This window comes from Streptomyces sp. NPDC048462, from assembly GCF_043200175.1.
GTDB lineage: Bacteria > Actinomycetota > Actinomycetes > Streptomycetales > Streptomycetaceae > Streptomyces.
Map to the genome: position 1 here is coordinate 165,153 of NZ_JBICXG010000001.1, position 20,943 is coordinate 186,095.

Below are 20,943 nucleotides of genomic sequence, written 5' to 3' on the forward strand. Positions count from 1 at the left end.
ACGCCCCCCCCCCCCCCCCCCCCCCCCCCCCCCCCCCCCCCCCCCCCCCCCCGCCGCCGCCCCCCCCCCCCCCCCCCCCCCCCCCCCCCCCCCCCCACTGCGGGTGGGTGAAGCACCGTTCTCAGTTGTGGCCGAACTTCCGCTCACGCTTGTGCGAGACCTGCTCCGAGATCGCCTTCACCCCTTCGGGCTCGGGTGCGGCGCTCGTCTGTTCCTTGGGCTCCGCGCTCGTGGAGTGCTCATGGCCGCCGCTGCGGGCGCCACGGTTGTGCCGGCTCTGCTTCCTGCCCATGATCGTGCCTCCTGTGCGGATGTCGGACGATGGGCCGCCTTTCAGACTCGCATACAAGTGTAAAGGGTGTATTTCCCCCCGTAAGGGTCTCGCTGTCGCCTCGCCGCCTGCTCTCGGCCCCTCGTCCGCCCGAAGTGGAAGTGCGGAGCACGGCCGCCCGGGAGCATGCTGGGTGTGTGACCTGGTACGGCGCGGCCCGGGGTGCTCCGCTCAGCGAGGGTGCCGGTGTGCCCGGGAGACTCAAGGACGGCCGGGCGCCGGACGAACTGTCCCTGGTGCTCGCCCAGGCCGTCGTGAACGGGGTCGAGGCCGCGGGCGGACAGGCGGGCGGCGTCTATCTCCGCTCCCGCACCCCTGGACTGTTGCGGCTTGCGGTACTGGCGGGGCTGCCCGGACCACTCTTCCGCCCCTGGTGGCGCATGCATGTGAACCGCCCCTTCCCGGTGGCCGACGCCTTCAGCACCGGCCGCGCCATACACCTCGCCGACCCCGAGGAGGCCATGCGCCGCTATCCGCAGCTGATGGCGGGCCTGCCGTTCCCGTTCGGCTCCCTGTACGTGCCGGTCTTCAGCGCCGGTGAAGCGGTCGGGGTCCTCACGGTGCTGCGCCCGGCGACCCCCGGCAAACCGGTGGGAACCGCCGAGCGGCGCAGGCTGGCCAGGGTCGCCGAACGGCTGGGCACCGCACTCGCGGAGCTGACGTCCACCGGAGCGAAACCGCGGTGGGACGAGGAACCGCTGCCCGTCCAGCTGCCCGCCGGCAGCTCGCCGCCCGTACGGATCGGCCGGTTCGACTGGGACCTGGCCAGCGGAGCCGTCGGCGCCGACGCCGAACTGTGCGCGATCCTCGGCACCGAGCCCGCCGAGTTCCCCGGCACGATCGACGCGATGGCCGCCCAACTGGCACCGGAGGACGTCTACGGGCTGTGGGCCCTGGCCCGCCAGGCGGCAGGGTCGGGCGGGCCCGTCGTACGCAGAATGCGGCTGCGCGGCCCCGACGGCCGCTCGCACCTGCTGGAGGTCTCGGGCCGCCGGGACTCCGAGGCCGGCGCGGGGGCGGCGAGCCATCTGACCGGCTTCCTGGTGGACCTCGGTATCGGCCCGGTCGTTCCCGAGGCCGCCGACCGGCTGCCGAGGGGGATCTTCTCGCTGGACCGCTTCGGCCGGATCACCTACCTCAACGACCTGGCCGAGCAGCTCCTCGGTCACGCCAGGTCCGAGCTGGTGGGGCGGGTGCTCTGGGAAGTCCTCCCTTGGTTCGCCAACCCGGCGTACGAGGACCACTACCGGTCCGCGATGATCGCCGACGACCCGGTCCACTTCCTCGCCCGGCGCGACCCGCCCCCCTGGCTCGCGATCTCCCTCTACCCGGGCCACGAAGGGCTGACAGCCGTACTCACCCCCACCGAGGAGCCCTCCTACGCGCCGGGCTCCGTCTCCTCGCCGGGGCTGGGACTCGGTTCGCCCGCCGACCGTTCCGCCGCGCTCTACCGGCCGGTCGCGCTGGCCATCGCGCTGACCGAGGCCGTCACCGCCCGGCAGGTGTCCGCCGTGGTCACCGAGGAACTGCTGCCCGCGTTCGGTGGCAGGCAGCTCGCGATCTACCTGCTCAAGGAGGGCCGCCTCTACCTGGAGTGGGAGACCGGCTTCCCCAAGGGCTTCCTGGACGGGTTCGACGGCGTCGGCCTGGACGCCCGTATTCCCGGTGTGGAGACGCTCACCTCCGGCCGCCCGATCTTCTTCGAGTCAATGCAGCACCTGGGCGCCGCCTACCCCGGCATCCCCATGGACGCGGATGTCGGCGCCCGCGCCTTCCTGCCGCTGATCGCCTCCGGACAGCACGTCGGCTCCTGCATCCTCGGCTTCGACCAGCCGCGCGGCTTCAGCCCCGAGGAGCGCACGATCCTGACCGCGCTGGCCGGCCTCATCGCCCAGGCACTGCAACGGGCCCAGCGGTACGACACCGAGGCCGCCCTCGCCCGCGGACTCCAGGACGTCCTGCTGCCGCACCGGCTGCCCGTCGTCGACGGGGTCGACACCGCGGGCCGCTACCTCGCCGGCACCCAGGGCATGGACGTCGGCGGCGACTGGTACGACGTCATCGAGACGGGCGAGCAGCTGGCCCTGGTCATCGGGGACGTCCAGGGACACGGCGTCGCCGCCGCCGCGACCATGGGGCAACTGCGCAGCGCCGTAAGGGCCTTCGCGCTCAGCGGATTCGATCCGCAGGAGGTGATGAGCGGCACCAACCGGCTCCTCATCGACCTGGATCCCGGCCAGTTCGCCAGCTGCTGCTACATCGTCCTGGACCCGGCCACCGGGATCGCGCACGCCGTGCGGGCCGGACATCCGCAGCCCGTCCTGCGACACCCGGACGGCACGGTCGAGCTCATGGACCTGTCGGGCGGGATCGTGCTGGGTGTCGCACCCGACGCCGCCTACCCCGTAAGCCAACTGCGCCTTGCCCAGGGCGAGATGCTCGCCCTGTACACCGACGGCATGGTCGAGCAGTCCGGAACGGACATCGACGTCGGCATCGAACGACTGCGCCGCACGATCGCCGACCTCGGCCCGGCCTCGCTGGCCGACACGGCGGACCACGTGATCGGACGGGCCAGACAGGCTCCGGACCGGCCCGACGACATCGCCCTGCTGCTCGCCGCCCGCTGGGACGACACCGACGGCGAGCAGCCCCGAACCCGGTGAGCGCGGCTCAGGCGCGGTCGGTGACCGGCCGCGTGTCCGGTGTATCGGCTCCGCCGTGCGGCGTGGCCCCGCGCACGGCCCCGGCCCCGTCGGCGGGTGCGGCCGGTTCGGGCCGGGGTCTGCCCGGCAGCAGAGCAACCAGTTCATCGCCCTGGTCTACGAGGAGTTGCCCGCGATGAGCGGGCCCTGGGTACCCGTCCCCTCGCCCCGGAGGACGTCGCGGGGGTCGTCGGCGCGGGCGTCGACGCCTTCCTGCGCGCCTTCGGCACGGCGCCCTCCGCCACAGCTCGCGGGCGTGCCGGCTGAACCACGAGAACCGTGGTCCCGAACTCCTCCACCGGGCAGGATGAGGCCGGTGAACAGTCTGCCCGCCGGCCCGACCGGCCCTCTGACCGATGAACTCCGCACCGCGTACGACACACAGTTGCGCGGGGTCACCCCGCCGGGCGGCTCGGCCCGCATCGAGACGGACGGCCCGTTGACGCGGGTCGTCGGCTGGCACCGCGGCTTCGTCACGGGCCCGCGGGACCTCGGTGTGGAGGGGCGGGACCTCGACGAACTCATAGCGCGGCAGCGCGATTTCTACGCCGCCCGCGGCGAGGCCGTCGAGTGGAAGACCCGCGCCCACGATCTCCCCGCCGATCTGACCGACCGCCTCGTGGCAGCCGGTTTCGTCGCCGAGGACAGCGAGACCGTCCTCATCGGGCAGTCCGCAGCCCTCACCGCGGACCCCGTGCTGCCCGATGGCGTTGCCCTGAGGCGGGTCACAGCCAGGTCCGACCTCGACCGGATCGCCGCCATGGAGAGCGCGGTGTGGGGCGAGGACTGGGGCCGGCTCGCCGACGACCTGGCCGCCCGCATCGCGGACGCCCCGGAGAACACCGTCGTACTCGTCGCCGAGGCACGCACCGAAGTCGTCTGCGCCGCCTGGCTGGTGTTCAGGGACGGAGTCGACTTCGGCGGCCTCTGGGGCGGCTCCACACTGAAGGAGTGGCGCGGGCGCGGCATCTACCGCGCTCTGGTCGCTCACCGCGCCGGGCTCGCGGCCGCCCGCGGGGTCCCCTACCTCTACGTCGACGCCTCCGCCGACAGCGCACCGGTCCTCACCCGGCTGGGCCTGCACGCGGTCACCACGACGACTCCGTACGTCTGGTCTCCCTGAGCCGGCCTCAGCGCCGTCGTGCGTTCGGGGCGGGAACGAGGCGTACCGCGGTGTTGAGCACGTGGTCGATCACATCGCGCGAGGGGTTGTCCGTCAGATTGCTGAGCAGCCGGGCCAGTGTGTTGAGCAGGAACGGCGAGCCCATCACGTACCGGTTCAGGACGGGCTGGAACCCCGAGCGGCTGAAGACGAGATCGGCGGCCGTGTTGCCGAGCCGGTAGTAGCGCCCCCAGCGCCGGTTCATCTCGACCGGGTAGTGGTGGAGTGCCCGCTCCCGACGGGGCCCCGCGGGCATGGCCAGCGCCAGTGCGACGCTCTCGGCGGCGACCTCCCCGGCCTCCAGCGCCTGGCCGATGCCCTCACCGTTCCACGGGCTGATCATGCCTCCGGAGTCGCCGACGAGGAGGAGGCCCCGGGTGTACAGCGGATGACGGTTGAGGCCCAGTGGGAGCGCGGCGCTGCGGACGGGCCCCTCGGCGTTCTCCTCCCGCAGCCCCCACTCGGACGGCGTACGGGCCAGCCACTGGTCCAGGGTCGCCCGCAGATCGGGCTTGCCGTGGCGTCGGTGGGGGATCGCGCCGAGTCCCACGTTGACGCGCCCGTCACCCATCGGGAAGATCCAGCCGTACCCCGGCAGGAAGCGGTCGCTCCTGGGGAAGCGGAGGTCGGCCCAGAGCTCCAGGTACTCCTCCCGGGAACGCTCGGGGCTGCGGTAGTAGCGGCGGGCCGCCGTAGCGATCTGGCGCCTGGTGTCGCGTTGCAGCCCCATCGCGAGAGCCAGCCGGGCGGAGGCGCCGTCGGCGGCGAGCACGACCGGGGCCCGGTGCACCACCGGGTCCGCCTTCCCGGACACCGCGCTCACGCCGGTGATCCGGCCGGCCCGGTCGGTCACCGGCTCCGTCACCTTCACCCCCGTGCGCAGCCGGGCCCCGGCGGCGACGGCGTGGCCGGCCAGGATGTCGTCGAAGTCGTGGCGGCTGCGGGTGAGGCCGAAGTCGGGGTAGCCGCCCAGCGCGGGCCAGTCGATCCGCACCTGCCGGTCCCCGGTCACCCAGCGCATCCCGCGCGACCGCGTCCAGCCCGGTGCGTCGATGTCGACGCCCATCCGGATCAGCTGGTGCACCGCACGCGGCGTGAGGCCGTCCCCGCACACCTTCTCCCGGGGGAAGGCGGACTTCTCCAGGAGCAGCACGTCCACGCCCGCCCTGGCGAGGTGGAAGGCGGCGGACGAGCCGGCCGGACCCGCCCCCACCACGATCACCTGGGCCTCCTCGGACCCGCCGGGGGACTGTTCGTCGGGCGGGGACTGGTCTGCGCGCGCTTCCCGCATCGGGAACCCTTTCCTGGGGCAGCCGGAGCCGCCCGGAGAAGGCGGCCCTGTACAACGACATCCTGCCGGTTCGCGCCGTTCGGCGGCAGGGTGATCACGCGTGCGAGGTGTGTGGGCTTTCGGCCCGTCCGGTGCGCCCGCCGCGACGCGGACCGGGGCCGCACGGTGTGCGGCCCCGGGGGACGAACAGAAGAACGGACGGGTAGACGGACGGGCGGGCAGGCCTCCGGAAGTCCCGGCGGGTGGCCGCCGGACGTACGGAGGCCGGACGGGCGCCGACCGGCTCAGTACGGCAGCGGGCGCCCGGACGGAGTGCGCAGATCCAGCGGCGGCGGCCGCGACGGAAGCTGGGGACGTCTGACAACCCTGATGCGGCCCACTGCCACCACCTCCTGTCGGTCACCCGACCTATGCCCGGCGGTGCGCCGTTCACACCCCCGGGGGCGCGTGATCGCGTTCCGTGACCGGCGCCGGGCCTACTCCGGTGGTCCGTGGCCCGCGTCGGCGAGCAGCCGCTCGATCCGGTCGAAGCGTTCGTGCAGCAGCCGAGCGGTCTCCTCGCGGACATGGCGCGCGGTCTGCTCCGCCGAGGCGGCGAGCCGGTGACGGCGCTTTTGTTCATGCCCCACGAACCAGGTGGCGAGCGCCGCCGTGACCATTCCGTACGTGGTGATGCCCACGCCCATCACCACGACGGCGACGATCCGGCCCCACAGCGTCACCGGATAGAAGTCGCCGTACCCGACGGTCGTCGCGGTCTCCGCGGACCACCACAGCGCCCGGGGATAGCTGGTGATGGTGGCGCGCCCGGCGTGCTGTTCCGCCACGAGCACCGCCCAGGAGCCGGCGAGCACGGTCAGGGCGAGGACCACCGTCGCCCAGCCCACCGCCTTCAGGTGGAGCGAACGGCCTTCCCGGCCGAGCAGCAGCTCGACCGCCTTGGTCAGGAACACAGGCACCATTTCCGGATCATGCCCGGCCGCCGCCGGTGCCGGAGCACGGGCGCGCACCGGCACCGGCCCGCGTCACCCGATCGGAACGACCCACCGGGTCCCGGGCAGGATCCCGGCCCCGCACGGCGCGCCCGCTCCGCATTCCGACCCCGGCAATCCGTGTTAAACCTGAATATGTGGGTGGTACAGGTCGGTTCCGGGCGTGGTTTCACCGCTCCGCCCGGCGGCCGCGTCGGCACGATGGCGGACGTCCGGGCGGTCAGCGGCGTGCGCCATCCGGACCGGACGTGAAACGGCGCTCGGCCGGCCGGACACTGCGCGCTCTGTCCAGCGCTCGCACCGTGGCCGGGCAGGTCTTCTTCATGACACTGGGGATCGTGCTGCTGCTCGTGGCGGCGGCGGTCCTCTCACTGGTGCTCCAGGGCCGGCGCGACAGCGCGCACGAGGCCGAGGCCCGTTCGATGGGCGTGGCGCAGTCCTTCGCCAACGCACCCGGCACCGCTGCGGCGCTGGACAGCAGAAACCCCACCGCCGTACTGCAACCGCTCGCGGAGAGGGTCCGGGAGCGCACCGGGGTGGAGTCCATCGTGGTCGCCGGGACCAATGGGATCCGCTACACCCACCCCGACCGCGAAATGATCGGCAAGCACATCATCGGCCCGTACAAGGAAGCCCTGGACGGCCGCGCCTTCACCCGGACCTTCACGACGAGCCGCGGCCCCGCCGTCGTCTCGCTGGCCCCGGTCCTGCGCCACAACGGATCGGTCGCCGGGCTGGTGTCCGTGGGCATCACGGTCGAGACCGTGAACGCCGTCGCCGAACCGAGCATCCCCTTCGCCATCGGCACCGCGGTGGGCGCGCTGGTCCTCACGACGGGCGCCGCCGCCCTGGTGAGCCGTCGGCTGGGCCGCCAGACACACGGCCTCGGCCCGGCCGAGATGACCCGGATGTACGAGCACCACGACGCGGTGTTGCACTCGGTCCGCGAGGGCGTCCTCATCATCGGCGCCGAACACCGGCTGGTGCTCGCCAACGACGAGGCGCGAAGACTCCTCGGCCTGCCCGCCGACGCGGAGGGACGCGCCGTCACGGAGCTGGGGCTGGAGCCGCGCACCGCCGAACTGCTGGCCTCCGGCCGGGCCGCCACGGACGAGGTGCGACCGGCCGGGAACCGGCTGCTCGCCATCAACCTCCGCCCGACGGCTGAACGCGGCGGCCCCCCGGGCGTCGTGGCGACCCTGCGCGACACCACGGAACTGCGGGTCGTCACCGGCAGGGCGGAGACCGTGCGGGAGCGCCTGACGCTCCTGTACCGCGCCGGCGCACGGATCGGCACCACCCTGGACGTCACCACGACCGCACGGGAACTCGCGGAGGTCTCCGCCCCCGGATTCGCCGACTGCGCGACGGTCGACCTCGCGGACGCGGTGCTGCGCGGGGAGGAACCGGAGCCGCCCTCCGGCGAGGCGATAAACGTACGACGCACCGCCGTCTGCGGCACCGGCGCGGACCACCCCCTCTACCCGCTCGGCCGCGTCATCGGGTTCGTCCCCACCGAGGCCGAGGGCATCGGCAGCAGCGCGGGCCACACCTGGCTGGTGCCCGACCTGACCGCGTCCGAGCAGTGGCGGCAGGCCGACCCGGAGCAGTCCGCCAGAATCCTGGAGTACGGATTCCACTCGCTGCTCTCCGTACCGCTGCACGCGCGCGGTGTCATCCTCGGCATGGCCAACTTCTGGCGCGCGGAGAACGAGGAGCCCTTCGGCGCCGAGGACCTGTCCTTCGCCGAGGAACTGGTGGCCCGCGCGGCCGTCAGCGTCGACAACGCCCGGCGCTACACCCGCGAGCACGAGATGGCCGTGACGCTCCAGCGCAGCCTGCTCCCGCGCGGTGTTCCCGAGCAGAACGCCCTGGACGTCGCCTTCCGCTACCTCCCGGCGCAGGCCGGGGTCGGCGGGGACTGGTTCGATGTGATCCCGCTGTCCGGCGCGCGGGTCGCCCTCGTCGTGGGCGACGTCGTCGGGCACGGACTGCACGCCGCCGCCACCATGGGCCGGCTGCGCACCACGGTGCACAACTTCTCCACGCTGGACCTGCCGCCCGACGAACTCCTGGGGCACCTCGACGAACTCGTCGCCCGCATCGACCAGGACGAGCAGGCCGACGACGGCGTCGCGGTCACCGGCGCCACCTGCCTGTACGCCATCTACGACGCGGTCACGGGGCGCTGCTCGATGGCCAGGGCCGGCCACCCCGGACCCGCCCTCGTGCTGCCCGACGGCACCGTCGAGTTCCCCGAGATCCCGGCCGGTCTGCCGCTCGGGATCGGCGGGATGCCCTTCGAGACGGTCGAGCTGGAAGTACCCGAGGGAAGCCGGCTGGTCATGTACACGGACGGCCTGATCGAGCGGCGGGACCGGGACATCGACGAGGGCCTGGAGCAGCTGCGCCAGGCCCTGGCCGACCGCGACCGCACGCCGGAGGAGACCTGCGACGACGTTCTGGAGACCATGCTGCCCACCCGGCCGGGCGACGACGTGGCCCTGCTGGTGGCCCGCACCCGCACTCTGGACCCGGCCCGGCGCGTGCAGTGGGAGGTGGCACCGGACGCCTCGGCCGTCTCCGGCGTCCGTAAGGAGGCCACTCGGTGGCTCACCGACCAGGGGCTCGACGAGGAGGGTTTCGTCACCGAGCTGATCCTCAGCGAGCTGGTCACCAACGCGATCCGCTACGGCTCCGAGCCCATCACCGTGCGTCTGCTGTACGACCGGGCGCTGATCTGCGAGGTGGCGGACTGCAGCAGCACCTCACCGCATCTGCGCTACGCCGCGACGACCGACGAGGGCGGACGAGGACTGTTCCTCGTCGCCCAGTTCGCGGAGCGCTGGGGCACCAGGTACACCGCGCGCGGCAAGGTGATCTGGTCCGAGCAGACACTCGGTCGGCCGGAGCCGCCACCCGGATAGGGCCCGCACCGACGGCGACGCGGGGCCCGGCAGCAGCTGCCTGGCCCCGCGCCGTTCGTTCACCTCATGAGCGGTGTCACGGGAAGGACACCACGTTGGACGGGACGGTGGACGTCCCCGACGTGGGCGCTCCGGTGTTGTTGATGACGTGTTCGTACTGTCCCTGGCCGCCGAGCGAGACGACGAGCAGGTCGTGGAACTTCACTCCGGGCTTCACCGGAGCCTCGAAGCCGTGGCCCTGGACGATCGTCGGGTCCACGTTGTAGTAGCAGTAGCTGCCCAGGCCCCACCCTTCGTGGGTGGTGACGGAGTCGTCGACCTTGTAGGCCGCGTACCCCTTGGTGCTGCCGTTCTGGACGGCGGCCTGGTTGGGGGCGTCGTACGACTTCTCGTTCTGGAAGAAGATCGTCTTGCCCCGCTCGCCGGACCAGCGCACGTCGTACTTGTTGAAGTGTTCGACGAACAGCCCGGTCGCCAGGACGTCGTCGCCGTTGACCTGGAGGCCGTAGTCGGAGCGGTTGGTCTCCCAGCCGACCCCCTCGCCGTGGTCGGCGCGCCACAGCCAGGTGTGGTCGACGATGGTGTCGTCGTTGTTGATCACCATGGCGGTGGTGGCCTTGCCGGCGCCCGCGCCGCCGACCCGGACGAACACGTCCTGGACGGTGGTCGGGTTCGCCGAGTGGTCGGCCGAGGCGCCGTCGGGGCCGACCTGGACCAGTACCTGGGAGTTCTGCGGACCGGCGTCGACGAGCAGGCCGGCGAGCTTCACGCCGTCCACGTCACCGACCTTGATCGCGGTGACCCCGTTGTCCGGGATGATCGTGGCGAGACCGAGGCCCAGGACGACCGTGTTGGCGCGGTCGATGTTGATCGTCTGGTTCACGTGGTACACACCGGGCGTGAACAGCAGGTGCAGGCCCTGCTGCACGGCCGCGTTGATGGTGGCGGCCGAGGCGCCGGGCTTGACCACGTAGAACTGGCTCAGCGGGATGGAGCTGCCCTGCGGCGTGCCGTTCCACGAGACACCGCGTGCGTTGGTGCGCTTGGCGGGGACGAACACCTTGTAGTCGTTGCCGTCCAGGTAGAGGAACGGCTTCTCACGCGAGACGGTGGTGGTGTCGAGCGTGGTGTACGGGGGGTTGGGGAAGCTCTGTGCGGGGGCGCCCTCGACGCCGGAGAACGTCATGTTCCAGACGCCGTTGCCCCAGCTGCCGATCGAGCTGTCGCGGGTGTACCACTGCTGCTGCGAGTAGGGGCCGACCTGGCCGTCGATCTTGCTGTCGGCGATGTACCCGCCGCTCGCCCAGCCGTAGCCGTCGGGGGCCAGGTTGAGTCCGCCCTTGACGTGCATCCGGCGGAACGGGGCGGCCTGCGAGACGGCCCAGCGGTCGGTGCCGCTGACCGGGTTGAGCGCCAGGTTCTCCGCCGAACGCCAGAAGTTCTGGGTGGCGTTGCCGTTGAACCAGCCCGCGTCCACGGTCACATCACCGTTGAAGGTGGTGTCGTCGGGCTTGAGACCGAGACCGGCGATCGAGGTGTAGAACCCGATCTGCGCGTTGAGGTTGTTGTACGTGCCCGGCTTGAACATCAGCGCGTAGCGGCCGTCGCCGAACTGCGCCGACTCCTGCTTCTTGAAGATCTCGTCGACCTTGGCCTGGATGTTGGGCATCGAGGGGTCGAAGACGAGCACGTTGGGGCCGAGGTCGCCGCCGCCGGGAATCTGCGGGCCGCCTCCGCCGCCGGTGGTGCCGAAGACCTGGAACTCCCAGAGCGAGTAGCCGTACTGGGTGGCTCGCGTGGTGCCCGTCAGCCTGACGTAGCGGGCGGTGCCGGAGACGTTCAGGGTCTCGTTCCCGCCGGGGCCGGTGGCGGTCGAGTAGGCGGTGTTCCAGTTGCTGTCGTCCGTGGAGAACTCGATCTTGTAGCTCTTGGCATAGGCGGTTTCCCACTTCAGGGCGATCTGGCTGACCGAGGCGGCGGAGCCCAGGTCGACCTCGATCCACTGGGGGTCGGAGGCGGCGCTCGACCAGCGGGTGCCGTTGTCGCCGTCCACGGCGGAGGCGGCCGGCGTTCCGTAGTTCTCCTGGCTGGAGGCGGTCACCGTCTTGCCCTGCGAGAGCAGCGAGGGCGCTGCGTCCGCCGGGGTCGAGGGGACGAAGGCCAGGAGCGAGACGACGAGGCCGGCGACGGCGGTCAGCACGCCGGTACGTCTTCTTCCGGTCGAGGCCAAGGGTCTGTGGAACACGGGGGGTGCGTACATGAGGAAGTCTCCTGAGTCGCGGTACGGGTGCACGACACGAAGTCGGAGAGCGCTCTCTCCGACCGATAGGGATACTTCTGCCTTCGTTCCCTGCACGTCAATAGGTGTGCAACACCCGCTTGGTAAGGCGTCATTGAGAACAAGAGTTGATGACGGATATCTCGCGGTTGACCGGGTTCGGCACGCCTTCGCGGCTTTGGCGCCGCAGGCCTGACGCAGCGTCGATTCAGGTGATGATGGTGCGTACACATGGAGTGACTGAAGCGGCGCGCGCCGTTGCCACCGCAACGCGGTGCCGCCCGGAGGGGCCCGGGGCGGGGCGGAGGATCTGCGCACCCGAGGTCACCGCGCCTGTTACCGGACATCTTGCCGACGACCCGGGGACAGCGGGTGCGAGTGCTCGCTATCCTCCGGGACATGAGCCGTGAGCGTGGCACGCGCGGCGCCCTTGACCAGGCGCGATGGTGGTTGCGGTGAGCGGGGTGACGGGCTCCGCGCCGGCCGGGCCCGGTGGCGCGGAGGCCTGGAGATCCTTCGGTCTCCGGTTGCGCCGGTGGCGGAGGCGGGCCGGGCTGACGCAGGCTCAGGTGGGCGCCCGGGTCGGCTACGACCACACCGCCATCAGCAAACTCGAACACGGCAGCCGCCGTACGCCGCTTCCCCTGGCCCGCAGGCTGGACGACCTGCTGATGGCGGGCGGCGACCTGCTGGCCGCCTGCGAGGCCGCCGAGGCGCGGGAGGCCGCGTCGGCCACGGGCGGGACGGCCGGCGGCCCGCCCCCGGCTGCCCCGGTGCGCCGGGGCCCGCTGCCCGGTGAGCCCGCCGGTGGCGCGCTCCTCTCGATGCTGCCACCGGGAACCGCGCTGCCCACCCGCCTGCCGGCGTACGGTCTGGCCTGCCCGGTGCACGGCCGGGACGGCTGCGCCGTTCCCGCGCTGGCCGATGTCGCCGAACTGCACTCCGCCTTCTGCGCCCTGGGCCCGGATGCCTCCGCCCACCCCGCGCTGGACACCGAGACCATGCACGCGCTGACCGCCCTGCTGGCTGTCTGCCTGCGCGCCGACGAGGAGCGCGGCTGGCCGGGAGCGACCGCGGTCGTCGAGCGCACACTGCACGCCATGCTGCGGTGGATGGTGTTGCCCTCGGCCCCCTACCAGCAACAACTCGCCCCGCTGGCAGCCGAGTACGCCCAGTCGGCCGGCTGTCTGCGGCTGCTGTGGGGCCGCAACGGCACCGCGATGGCCTGGCTCGACCGCTCGCTGCTCTGGTCCGCGATGGCCGGTCATGTGGGGACCGAGGTCGCCGCCCTGAGCGACATGAGCACCCTGGCCCGGCTGGAGGGTGACGGGCCGTCGGCGCTGGCGTACGGCGGGGCCATCGGGCAGGCCGCGGCGGGCCGGCCCTGGGCGGGGGCCCTGAGCGACCTGTACCAGGCACGCGGACACGCGGTCCGAGGGGACGCCGTGCGGACCCTGAGGCACATCGACCGTGCCTGGTCCCAGCTGGACCGCGTCGAGGAGCGGGACGAGACGGAGGCACCCTGGCTCTCCGTGGCCTCGGTGCGGCTGCGGGTGGAGTCGGGCGCCGCCGGTGCGCTGCGCGATCTCGCGGCGGCCACCGGGGACCGCCGGTTCGCCCTGCGCGCGGTCGGGGCGATCGGCACCGCACTCGGACTGCTGCCTCCCGGCATGCTGTCGGCCCGGATGCTGTTCCTGGCCCGGATGGCCGACGCCCACGCCTGCGCGGGCGACCTGTCGGCGGCCCAGGCCGTGGCCGCCCCGGTGCTCGACACCACCGAGGTGACTCCCTCGACCCTGCTCGGCCAGGAACTTCGCGGACTGCACGGCAGGCTGGCGGCCCGTGGCGCCGGCCGCCCCGAGACCGAGGACTTCGTCCGCAGGCTTGCCGCAGTGGTCCGCTGAGCCGCCGGGCCGGGGCCGTGACCCCTCGCGACGCCGGACCGGGCGGGCCGCCGCAACGCCGAAGGCGGGGCGTGTCGTCCACGCCCCGCCCCCGGCCCCCTGATCCCGGATCAGCTCACGTCGAGCGCGACATCGTCCACGACGAAGCTGGTCTGCAGGTAGGCGTCCTCCTTACTGGTGAACCCCAGCGTGACCGTCTGTCCCGAGGCGGAGCCGACGTCGAAGCTCTGCTGGACGTACCCGCTGCTCGCGTCGAGATTCGAGTACGTGGCCAGCGTGCGCGTCCCCAGCTTGACGGTGAACGTGTCGTAGGCCGTCGCGTCCCCCGCCGACTCGTCGGTGTCGGTGCGCAGGAAGAACGACAGCCTGTACGTCGAGCAGCCCGCAGGGACGGTCAGTGACTGCGAGGCGCTGTCACTGTGGGTGCTGCCCCAGCCGCCGAGCCAGGCCTGGTAGGAGCCCGTGTGTGCAGGCTTCTCCGACGTCCGGTTGTTGATGACCCCGTCCGTCTGGGTCCATGGCGCCGTGCCGTTCTCGAAGCCGCCGTTGGCCACGACCTGCCGCGCCTGGCAGTTGCCGCCGCCGCCGACGACCAGCGAGTAGGTGGTGGTGTGGGTGGCGGTGCCCGCGGCGGTCACCGTGAGCGTGTACGTGCCCGCGGTGGCCTGGGCCCCCGCCGATACGGTCATCGTCGAGGACGATCCCGACTGCACGGTCGCCGGGGCGAAGGAGACGGTGACCCCGCTCGGTGCGCCGGAGGCGGTCAGGCGGACGCTCTGTCCGGAACCGCTGGTGGTGGCCGTGGACACGGTCGCGGTCACCGAGGCGCCCGGCTGGACGCTGCCGGACACCGGGTTCACCGAGACGGAGAAGTCGTCGGCGGGTGCGGTGGTGCCGACCGCCGTCTTCCACACCGTGTAGGCGACGCCGTCGGCGCTGCGGTCGAGCGCGGTCGCGTTGATGTTGGTGGTGGTGTCGCACGACTGGTGATAGCACGGATCGTACGAACGGCCGGCCGTTCCGCCCCACTTGGCGGCCTGCGCCGAGGTCTTCGTGTCGCTCGCGCCGGTCGCGTAGCCCGAGGTGGCGATCCCGCCCTGCTGGAAGGAGTAGTCGTCGGAGCGGCCCTGGCCCTCGACGTTCTCCTCCGGGGCGAGGCCGAGCGAGGCCCAGTACTCCTTCATCGGGGCCGAGGCGGCCGAGTTGAGGTTGTTGATGAAGTAACCGCCGTTGGTGGAGGCGATCATGTCGAAGTTGTAGTACGCGCTGATGGCCGCGCGCTGGGCGGCGGTGAGCTGGCCGACGTAGTACTGGGAGCCCTGCAGACCCTGCTCCTCGCCGTTCCACCAGGCGAAGCGGACGTGCTTGGTCATCGTCGGGTTCTGCTGGGCCAGCGCGAGGGCGTTCTCCAGCAGGGTGGCTGAGCCGGAGCCGTTGTCATTGATCCCGGGCCCGGCGCTGACGCTGTCCAGGTGGGCGCCGAACATCACGGTTTTGTCAGCCGGACCGCCCGGCCAGTCCGCGATGAGGTTCTTGCCCGCGTAGGTGCAGCTGCCGCAGGTCTGCTCGCTCACGGTGTAACCGGCCGCCTGGAGCTTGCCCTTCACATAGGCGAGTGAGGCGGTGTACCCGGCGCTGCCGGCCCGGCGGTTGCCGCCGTTCTGCGAGGCGATGGTGCTGAGCTGCGAGAGGTGCGCCTGCACGTTGGCGACGCTGATGTCGGGCGGCGTGCCCCCCGGTGTGCCACCGCCGTTGTTGACGGTCAGCGTGTACTGCGCGGTGTGTTCCTGGGTGCCTGAGCCCTTCACGGTGAGCGTGTAGGTCCCGGGCGCCGCGGCCGAGGTCGTCGAGACGGTCATGGCCGAGGTCGCGCCCGACTGCACGGCGGACGGGCTGAAGGAGACGGACACCCCGCTCGGCTGACCGGTCGCGGACAGGTTCACCGTCTGCGCGCCGCCGGAGCTGACGGTCGTCCTGACCGTCGCCGTCACCGAACTGCCCGGCTTCACCGAGCCGGTGGCCGGGTCCAGTGACATGGAGAAGTCGTTGTTGCCGCTCGGGGTGCAGGTCGGGTCACCGCTCTGCGCGGGCACGCTGACGGCGTCCCAGGCCGCCTTCGTCCGGTTGAACAGCACACAGGTGGCGTCCAGCGTCCTGGCCGAGGTGAGCGTGGCCGTGCGGTAGCGCTTGTACGTCATGCCGCTGGTCTTGAGCAGCATGCCGCCGTAGAAGACCTTTCCGGCGCTCTGGATGCCCACGCCGGTGACCGAGGAGCTGTTGCACGTCGGGCTGGACGGCTTGCCGCCGCCGGGGCTGGATCCCTCGGCCAGCAGGTAGAACCAGTGGTTGAGCGGACCGGCCGCCGCGTGCTCCTCGGTGCTGGGTATGGAGGAGCTGTAGCAGTTCGGGTCACCGATCTGGCCCGGGTTGTACATGATGCGGATCGGCCCGTTGCCCACGAGGTTGATCTTCTCGCCGACGGTGTAGTCGGGGTCGTCGTACGGGGCCGGCTCGTTGGTGTACGCCTCGGTGAGCGCGCCCATGATGTCGCCGGTGGCCTCACCGAGTCCGGACTCGTTGTTGGCGCCGCCGGGTGTGTACTGGTCGATGCCGTGGCCGAATTCGTGGCCGACGACGTCCATGGCGCCGATCCACTGGTTGGCGTTGTTGTGGCCGATGGAGACGGTGGAGCCGTCCCAGTAGGCGTTCACGTCGTTCAGTCCGACCTTGACGGGCCAGCTGCGGCCGTTGCCGTCGTGGCCGTTGCGCCCCAGCCAGTCGCGCAGCATGTCCCACTCGTGCTGGGCCGCCCACATGACGTCGACGCAGCCGGTCTCCTTGCTGGAGGCACTGCCGGTGCCCCAGGAGTCGGAGGACTTGGTGAAGACGCCGCCGGTGCTGTAGTCGGCGCAGCTCAGGCCCGGCCTGCCGGGGTCGCGGAGTGAGTAACTGCTCCCCGAGGAAGTGGTGTTGATGGACAGCGGGGAGGGCCCGTTCCACTGGCTGTTGCCGGTGCCGGCCTTGACGTCGTCGTAGCTGTCTAGCACCGCGCCGGTGCCCGCGTCGACGAAGACGTGCAGATGGCTGGGCGCCTTCGCGGTCCGGCCGGTCAGCACCGTCTCCCAGGCGAGCTGGGACTTCCTTCCGGTGGCCCGGACGACCAGCCGGTGGCTGTCCACCCGCTCCACCGACTTCAGCTTCCCGCGTGCGGCGGTCTCGGCCCTCGCGGCCGAGACGGTCGCGGTGGTGGGGACGTTGATGCGCCGGGAGACCGCCGACTGTGCGCCGCGCACCCGCCCCTTGGAGTCGGCCACCACGACGGCGTCCCCGCCGACGACCGGAAGTCCGCGGTAGGTGCGCTGGTAGGCGACCGAGTAGAGCCCGTTGATCCAGGGGGTCACGTTCTGCCGCTCGTAGCGCTCCTCGGGTCCCTTCGCCAGGGCGTCGAGGCCGCTGGCGGCCGCCCGGTCGGCGGCAGACACGGCGGCGGCGAGCGGGGTGGGTGCGGGTGGAGACGGTTCCGCGGAAGCTGACTGGCCATTCGTGGCGACCAGCATCGCGGCGAGGACGGCCAGGGTTGTCCCGGCCGTCATCGGTCTGCGTTTCATCGAGGCTCCTCGGTTCGTGGGGACCTCGATCACGGGCAGCGGCGTGGGGAGACGCCCCTCCCGCGCGGCTGCCGTCGGCCGTCCGCCCAGGTGGTGTCCGTGATCGAGCGACCGAACACTCACACGTCACCATGAACGGGTCAACGAACTGGGCCTGCTGCAAGGGGAGTTGGCAAGTCTGGTCAAGTCGCCCTGGTGGGATCGCACAGCGAACGCACAGCGGGCACGCGGCAGACGTGCGGTGAACGCGCTGCGGGGAAGGGGAGTTGGCGGGGTGGTTCGCGTGAGAGGTTCGAGGGTGCGCCGACAGCCGGGCGCCGGAGGAGCGCGCCAGGAGGTGGACAGATTCGCGGGGCGGGGTTTAGTATGCACCCGCATCGAATGATCTTGCCACGAGAATCTCCATCGTTACTGTATCACCTCTCGATCAACTGTGCAAGCGCTCCTGACGTACCGTCATGTGGTGGGCTCCGGCCCGCCGCCAACGAGGAAGACGACAGACATGACTTCGGGAACAATCACCGCAGCGGCCGCCGGGACCTGGCGGCTGGGCGACCTGACCGTCAACCGGATGGGCTTCGGCGCCATGCGTCTGACCCAGAACGGTGCGGCGCTCACCACCGTCCGCACCCCGCACGACCGGGACCGCGCCATCGCCGTGCTCCGCCGTGCCGTGGACCTCGGCGTGAACCACATCGACACCGCGGCCTTCTACTTCTCCCCGATGTGCTCGGCCAACGAGCTCATCAACCGGGCGCTCGGCCCGTACCCGGACGACCTGGTCATCACCACCAAGGTCGGCCCCGGCCGGGGACCCTCCGGCGACTGGCTGGACTGGGCCCGGCCCGAGGACCTGCGCGGCCAGGTCGAGGAGAACCTCCGCCAGCTCGGGCGCGGCCATCTCGACGTGGTGAACCTCCGCATGAACGGGCCCGCCTCCATCGCGGACAGGTTCGGCGCCCTGGCCGAACTGCGCGAGGAAGGGCTCATCCGGCACCTGGGGCTCTCCAACGTGGGGGCCGACCAGATCGCCGAGGCGCTGCCCATCGCCCCGGTCGTCTGCGTGCAGAACCGCTACGGCATAGCCACTCGCCGCGCGGACTCCGACGAGGTGCTCCGGATCTGCGGGGAGCGGGGCATCGCGTTCGTGCCGTTCTACGCCATCGCCGGCGAGGGCCACGAGGTCGGGGCCGCCGAGGCCGCCGCGAGCGAGGTGGTGTCGGCCGTCGCCGGGGCCCGCGACGCCTCGCCCGCCCAGGTCCGGCTGGCCTGGACGCTCCAGCGCGGCCCGTACGTACTGGCCATCCCGGGCACCGGCAACCCCGACCACCTCACCGAGAACGTGGCGGCTGCCGCCCTGCGGCTCACCGACGACGAGCTGCGGCTGCTCTCCGGACCCGGTCGGGACGCGGGCTGAGACACGCCGCCGGCCGGCGCGGCCACGTAACATGATCCTCATGGAGCAGCGCGAACTGGGCAGGACAGGACGGGACGTATCGGCCGTCGGGCAGGGTACTTGGCAGCTCGGCGGGGACTGGGGGGAGGTGCGGGAGGCCGATGCCTTCGGTGTGCTCGACGCGGCCGTCGAGTCCGGAGTCACCTTCTTCGACACCGCGGACGTGTACGGGGACGGCCGCAGCGAACAGCTCATCGGCCGCTATCTGAAGGAGCGCCCCGACGCGCGGGTCCTCGTCGCGACCAAGATGGGCCGGCGCGCCGACCAGGTGCCGGAGAACTACGTCCTGGACAACTTCCGTGCCTGGAACGACCGCTCGCGGTCCAACCTGGGCGTCGACACCCTGGACCTGGTGCAGCTGCACTGCCCGCCGACCGCCGTCTACTCCTCGGACGCGGTCTACGACGCCCTCGACACCCTGGTCGCGCAGGAGCGGATCGCCGCTTACGGGGTGAGTGTCGAGACCTGTGCCGAGGCGCTGACCGCCATCGCCCGCCCCGGCGTCGCGAGCGTCCAGATCATCCTCAACCCGTTCCGCCTCAAGCCGCTGGACGAGGTGCTCCCGGCCGCGCGTGCCGCCGGTGTCGGCATCGTCGCGCGGGTGCCGCTCGCCTCCGGGCTGCTCTCCGGCAAGTACACGCGGGACACCGTCTTCGCGCCGGGGGACCACCGCACGTACAACCGGAACGGAGAGGCGTTCGACCAGGGCGAGACCTTCTCCGGAGTCGACTACGCGACCGGGGTGGCCGCCGCGGCCGAATTCGCCGGGCTCGCTCCCCAGGGAGCCACGCCGGCGCAGACCGCGTTGCGCTGGATCATCCAGCAGCCGGGCGTCACCAGCGTGATCCCCGGCGCCCGTTCGATGGAGCAGGCCCGCGCCAACGCCTCGGCTGCGGCGCTGGAGCCGCTCCCGCAGCGGACGCTCGACGCGGTACGGGACCTCTACGACCGCAGGATCCGCGCGGCGGTGCACGGCCGCTGGTAGCGGGCGGGAGCAGGAGCTGTCCGGCGGATCGGGCGGGACAGGCCCTACCGGCCCTCGTCGTCGGGGGCCGGTGACTGCGCACCGCTCGTCGAGGTGACGTCGTCCGGGGTGGTGGCCGAACTGGAGTCGGGGGAGAAGAGGCTCATCCCCAGGTACACGGCGGCGAGGAAGGCGACCGTGCCCGCGATGGCGCTGGCCACTCTCGGGCGGCGTCTTATCGCCTCACGGGTGCTGCGCCGCGGGGCGTTCCTCGACCGGCCCGCCGCGCGCCGCCCGTGTCCGGCGGCAGCCTGGGGCAGCCGGTAGGTCGTCGGGGCGCCGGAGTCCTCACCGGAGCCGGAAGCGGAGGCACGGCCGGGGCCGGCCGCTGACCCGGGTGCGGACCGGCGCGTCGCCGGGGAGGAGGGCGCGTGCGCCGGCGGGTAGGCCGCGGCCGCCGTGTGCTGCGGGGTGGGCCGGTACATCGGCAGCGGCTGCGCCTGCCCCCGCCAGGCCTCGCCGCTGAACCAGTCGGCGACCTGCTGGGCGGTCGGCCGGTCCTCGGGCTGCTTCGCGAGGAGCCCCAGCAGATACGAGTCGAAGGCGGCGGACATCTCGACCCCGCGCTGCCTCAGCGGGACGGGCGGGGTGTCCACGTGCTGGTAGAGGGTGGCGGTCGGGGTGTCGGAGCGGAACGGCGGCTGGCCGAGCAGCAGTTGGTAGATCACGCAGCCGAGGGAGTACATGTCGGAGGCGGCGTCCGCCGTACGGCCCAGCGCCCGCTCCGGAGCCAGATAGAGGCTCGTGCCGACGATGTGGCCGGTGGTGGTGAGCGCGGCGGACGGATCGTCGACGAACTGGGCGATGCCGAAGTCGCCGATCTTGACGGCACCCTCCGCGTCCAGCATCAGGTTTCCGGGCTTGATGTCCCGGTGGACGATGCCCTGCCGGTGGGCGGCGGCCAGTCCGGCGGCGGCCTGGCCCGCGATGCGGGCGACCTGCTCCGGATCCAGCCGCTCCTGGGCCAGCAGCAGATCGGACAGGCTCCGGCCCTCGACCAGCTCCATCACGAGGAAGAGCCGGTCCTCCCAGGACCCGAAGTCGAACACGGCCACCAGATGCGGATGGCTCAGCCGGGCCGCGGTCTGGGCCTCCAGCCGGAAGCGCGCGGTGGCCGACTCGTCCGCATGCTCACCCAGCAGCAGCTTCACGGCGACGGACCTGCCGAGGACCTCGTCCGTGGCGCGCCAGACCTCGCCCATCCCGCCACGACCGATGGCGGATATCAATCGGTACCGACCAGCAACCAGCACCTGCGCACACCT

12 protein-coding genes are annotated in these 20,943 nt (G+C 72.0%); 6 read left to right on the plus strand and 6 right to left on the minus strand.

Annotation, left to right across the window (positions count from 1 at the left end):
- Window positions 1-121 precede the first annotated feature (121 nt).
- Window positions 122-292, minus strand: coding sequence for a hypothetical protein (locus ACGFU6_RS00655; RefSeq protein WP_393607226.1), 171 nt, complete (start codon window positions 290-292; stop codon window positions 122-124).
- Window positions 293-468: 176 nt separating this feature from the next.
- On the opposite strand from ACGFU6_RS00655, the gene ACGFU6_RS00660 reads away from it, so the two are divergent.
- Together ACGFU6_RS00660 and ACGFU6_RS00665 are read left to right on the plus strand one after the other, a co-directional pair.
- Window positions 469-2,997, plus strand: a complete 2,529-nt coding sequence (locus tag ACGFU6_RS00660; RefSeq protein WP_393607228.1) for a SpoIIE family protein phosphatase — start codon at window positions 469-471, stop codon at window positions 2,995-2,997.
- A 355-nt stretch (window positions 2,998-3,352) separates the two neighbouring features.
- On the plus strand, window positions 3,353-4,159 hold the full coding sequence (locus ACGFU6_RS00665) for a GNAT family N-acetyltransferase (protein WP_393607230.1): 807 nt from the start codon (window positions 3,353-3,355) through the stop codon (window positions 4,157-4,159).
- A gap of 7 nt (window positions 4,160-4,166) precedes the next feature.
- On the opposite strand, the gene ACGFU6_RS00670 is transcribed toward ACGFU6_RS00665, so the two are convergent.
- Together ACGFU6_RS00670 and ACGFU6_RS00675 are read right to left on the minus strand one after the other, a co-directional pair.
- A complete protein-coding gene (locus ACGFU6_RS00670; RefSeq protein WP_393607232.1) occupies window positions 4,167-5,489 on the minus strand; it encodes a geranylgeranyl reductase family protein in 1,323 nt (440 codons plus the stop codon).
- Window positions 5,490-5,965: 476 nt separating this feature from the next.
- The gene (locus tag ACGFU6_RS00675) at window positions 5,966-6,451 is read right to left on the minus strand and encodes a potassium channel family protein (protein WP_393607234.1); all 486 of its coding nucleotides are present in this window, start codon (window positions 6,449-6,451) and stop codon (window positions 5,966-5,968) included.
- A 353-nt stretch (window positions 6,452-6,804) separates the two neighbouring features.
- On the opposite strand from ACGFU6_RS00675, the gene ACGFU6_RS00680 reads away from it, so the two are divergent.
- Complete coding sequence (locus tag ACGFU6_RS00680; RefSeq protein WP_393607236.1) at window positions 6,805-9,408, plus strand: SpoIIE family protein phosphatase; 2,604 nt, start codon at window positions 6,805-6,807, stop codon at window positions 9,406-9,408.
- A 76-nt stretch (window positions 9,409-9,484) separates the two neighbouring features.
- On the opposite strand, the gene ACGFU6_RS00685 is transcribed toward ACGFU6_RS00680, so the two are convergent.
- Window positions 9,485-11,668 carry a discoidin domain-containing protein gene (locus ACGFU6_RS00685; protein ID WP_393607238.1) on the minus strand — a complete coding sequence of 728 codons (2,184 nt, stop codon included), beginning with the start codon at window positions 11,666-11,668 and terminating at the stop codon, window positions 9,485-9,487.
- Between the two features lie 473 nt (window positions 11,669-12,141).
- On the opposite strand from ACGFU6_RS00685, the gene ACGFU6_RS00690 reads away from it, so the two are divergent.
- On the plus strand, window positions 12,142-13,590 hold the full coding sequence (locus ACGFU6_RS00690; protein ID WP_393607240.1) for a helix-turn-helix domain-containing protein: 1,449 nt from the start codon (window positions 12,142-12,144) through the stop codon (window positions 13,588-13,590).
- Between the two features lie 110 nt (window positions 13,591-13,700).
- Here ACGFU6_RS00690 and ACGFU6_RS00695 read toward each other — a convergent pair whose 3' ends face one another.
- Window positions 13,701-17,183 carry a M28 family peptidase gene (locus ACGFU6_RS00695; RefSeq protein WP_393607789.1) on the minus strand — a complete coding sequence of 1,161 codons (3,483 nt, stop codon included), beginning with the start codon at window positions 17,181-17,183 and terminating at the stop codon, window positions 13,701-13,703.
- Window positions 17,184-17,700: 517 nt separating this feature from the next.
- On the opposite strand from ACGFU6_RS00695, the gene ACGFU6_RS00700 reads away from it, so the two are divergent.
- Together ACGFU6_RS00700 and ACGFU6_RS00705 are read left to right on the plus strand one after the other, a co-directional pair.
- Window positions 17,701-18,615, plus strand: a complete 915-nt coding sequence (locus ACGFU6_RS00700; protein ID WP_393607242.1) for an oxidoreductase — start codon at window positions 17,701-17,703, stop codon at window positions 18,613-18,615.
- A 31-nt stretch (window positions 18,616-18,646) separates the two neighbouring features.
- Window positions 18,647-19,639: an aldo/keto reductase gene (locus tag ACGFU6_RS00705; protein WP_393607244.1), complete on the plus strand. Its 993-nt coding sequence runs from the start codon at window positions 18,647-18,649 to the stop codon at window positions 19,637-19,639.
- A gap of 44 nt (window positions 19,640-19,683) precedes the next feature.
- Here ACGFU6_RS00705 and ACGFU6_RS00710 read toward each other — a convergent pair whose 3' ends face one another.
- On the minus strand, window positions 19,684-20,880 hold the full coding sequence (locus ACGFU6_RS00710) for a serine/threonine-protein kinase (protein WP_393607246.1): 1,197 nt from the start codon (window positions 20,878-20,880) through the stop codon (window positions 19,684-19,686).
- Window positions 20,881-20,943: the final 63 nt, after the last annotated feature.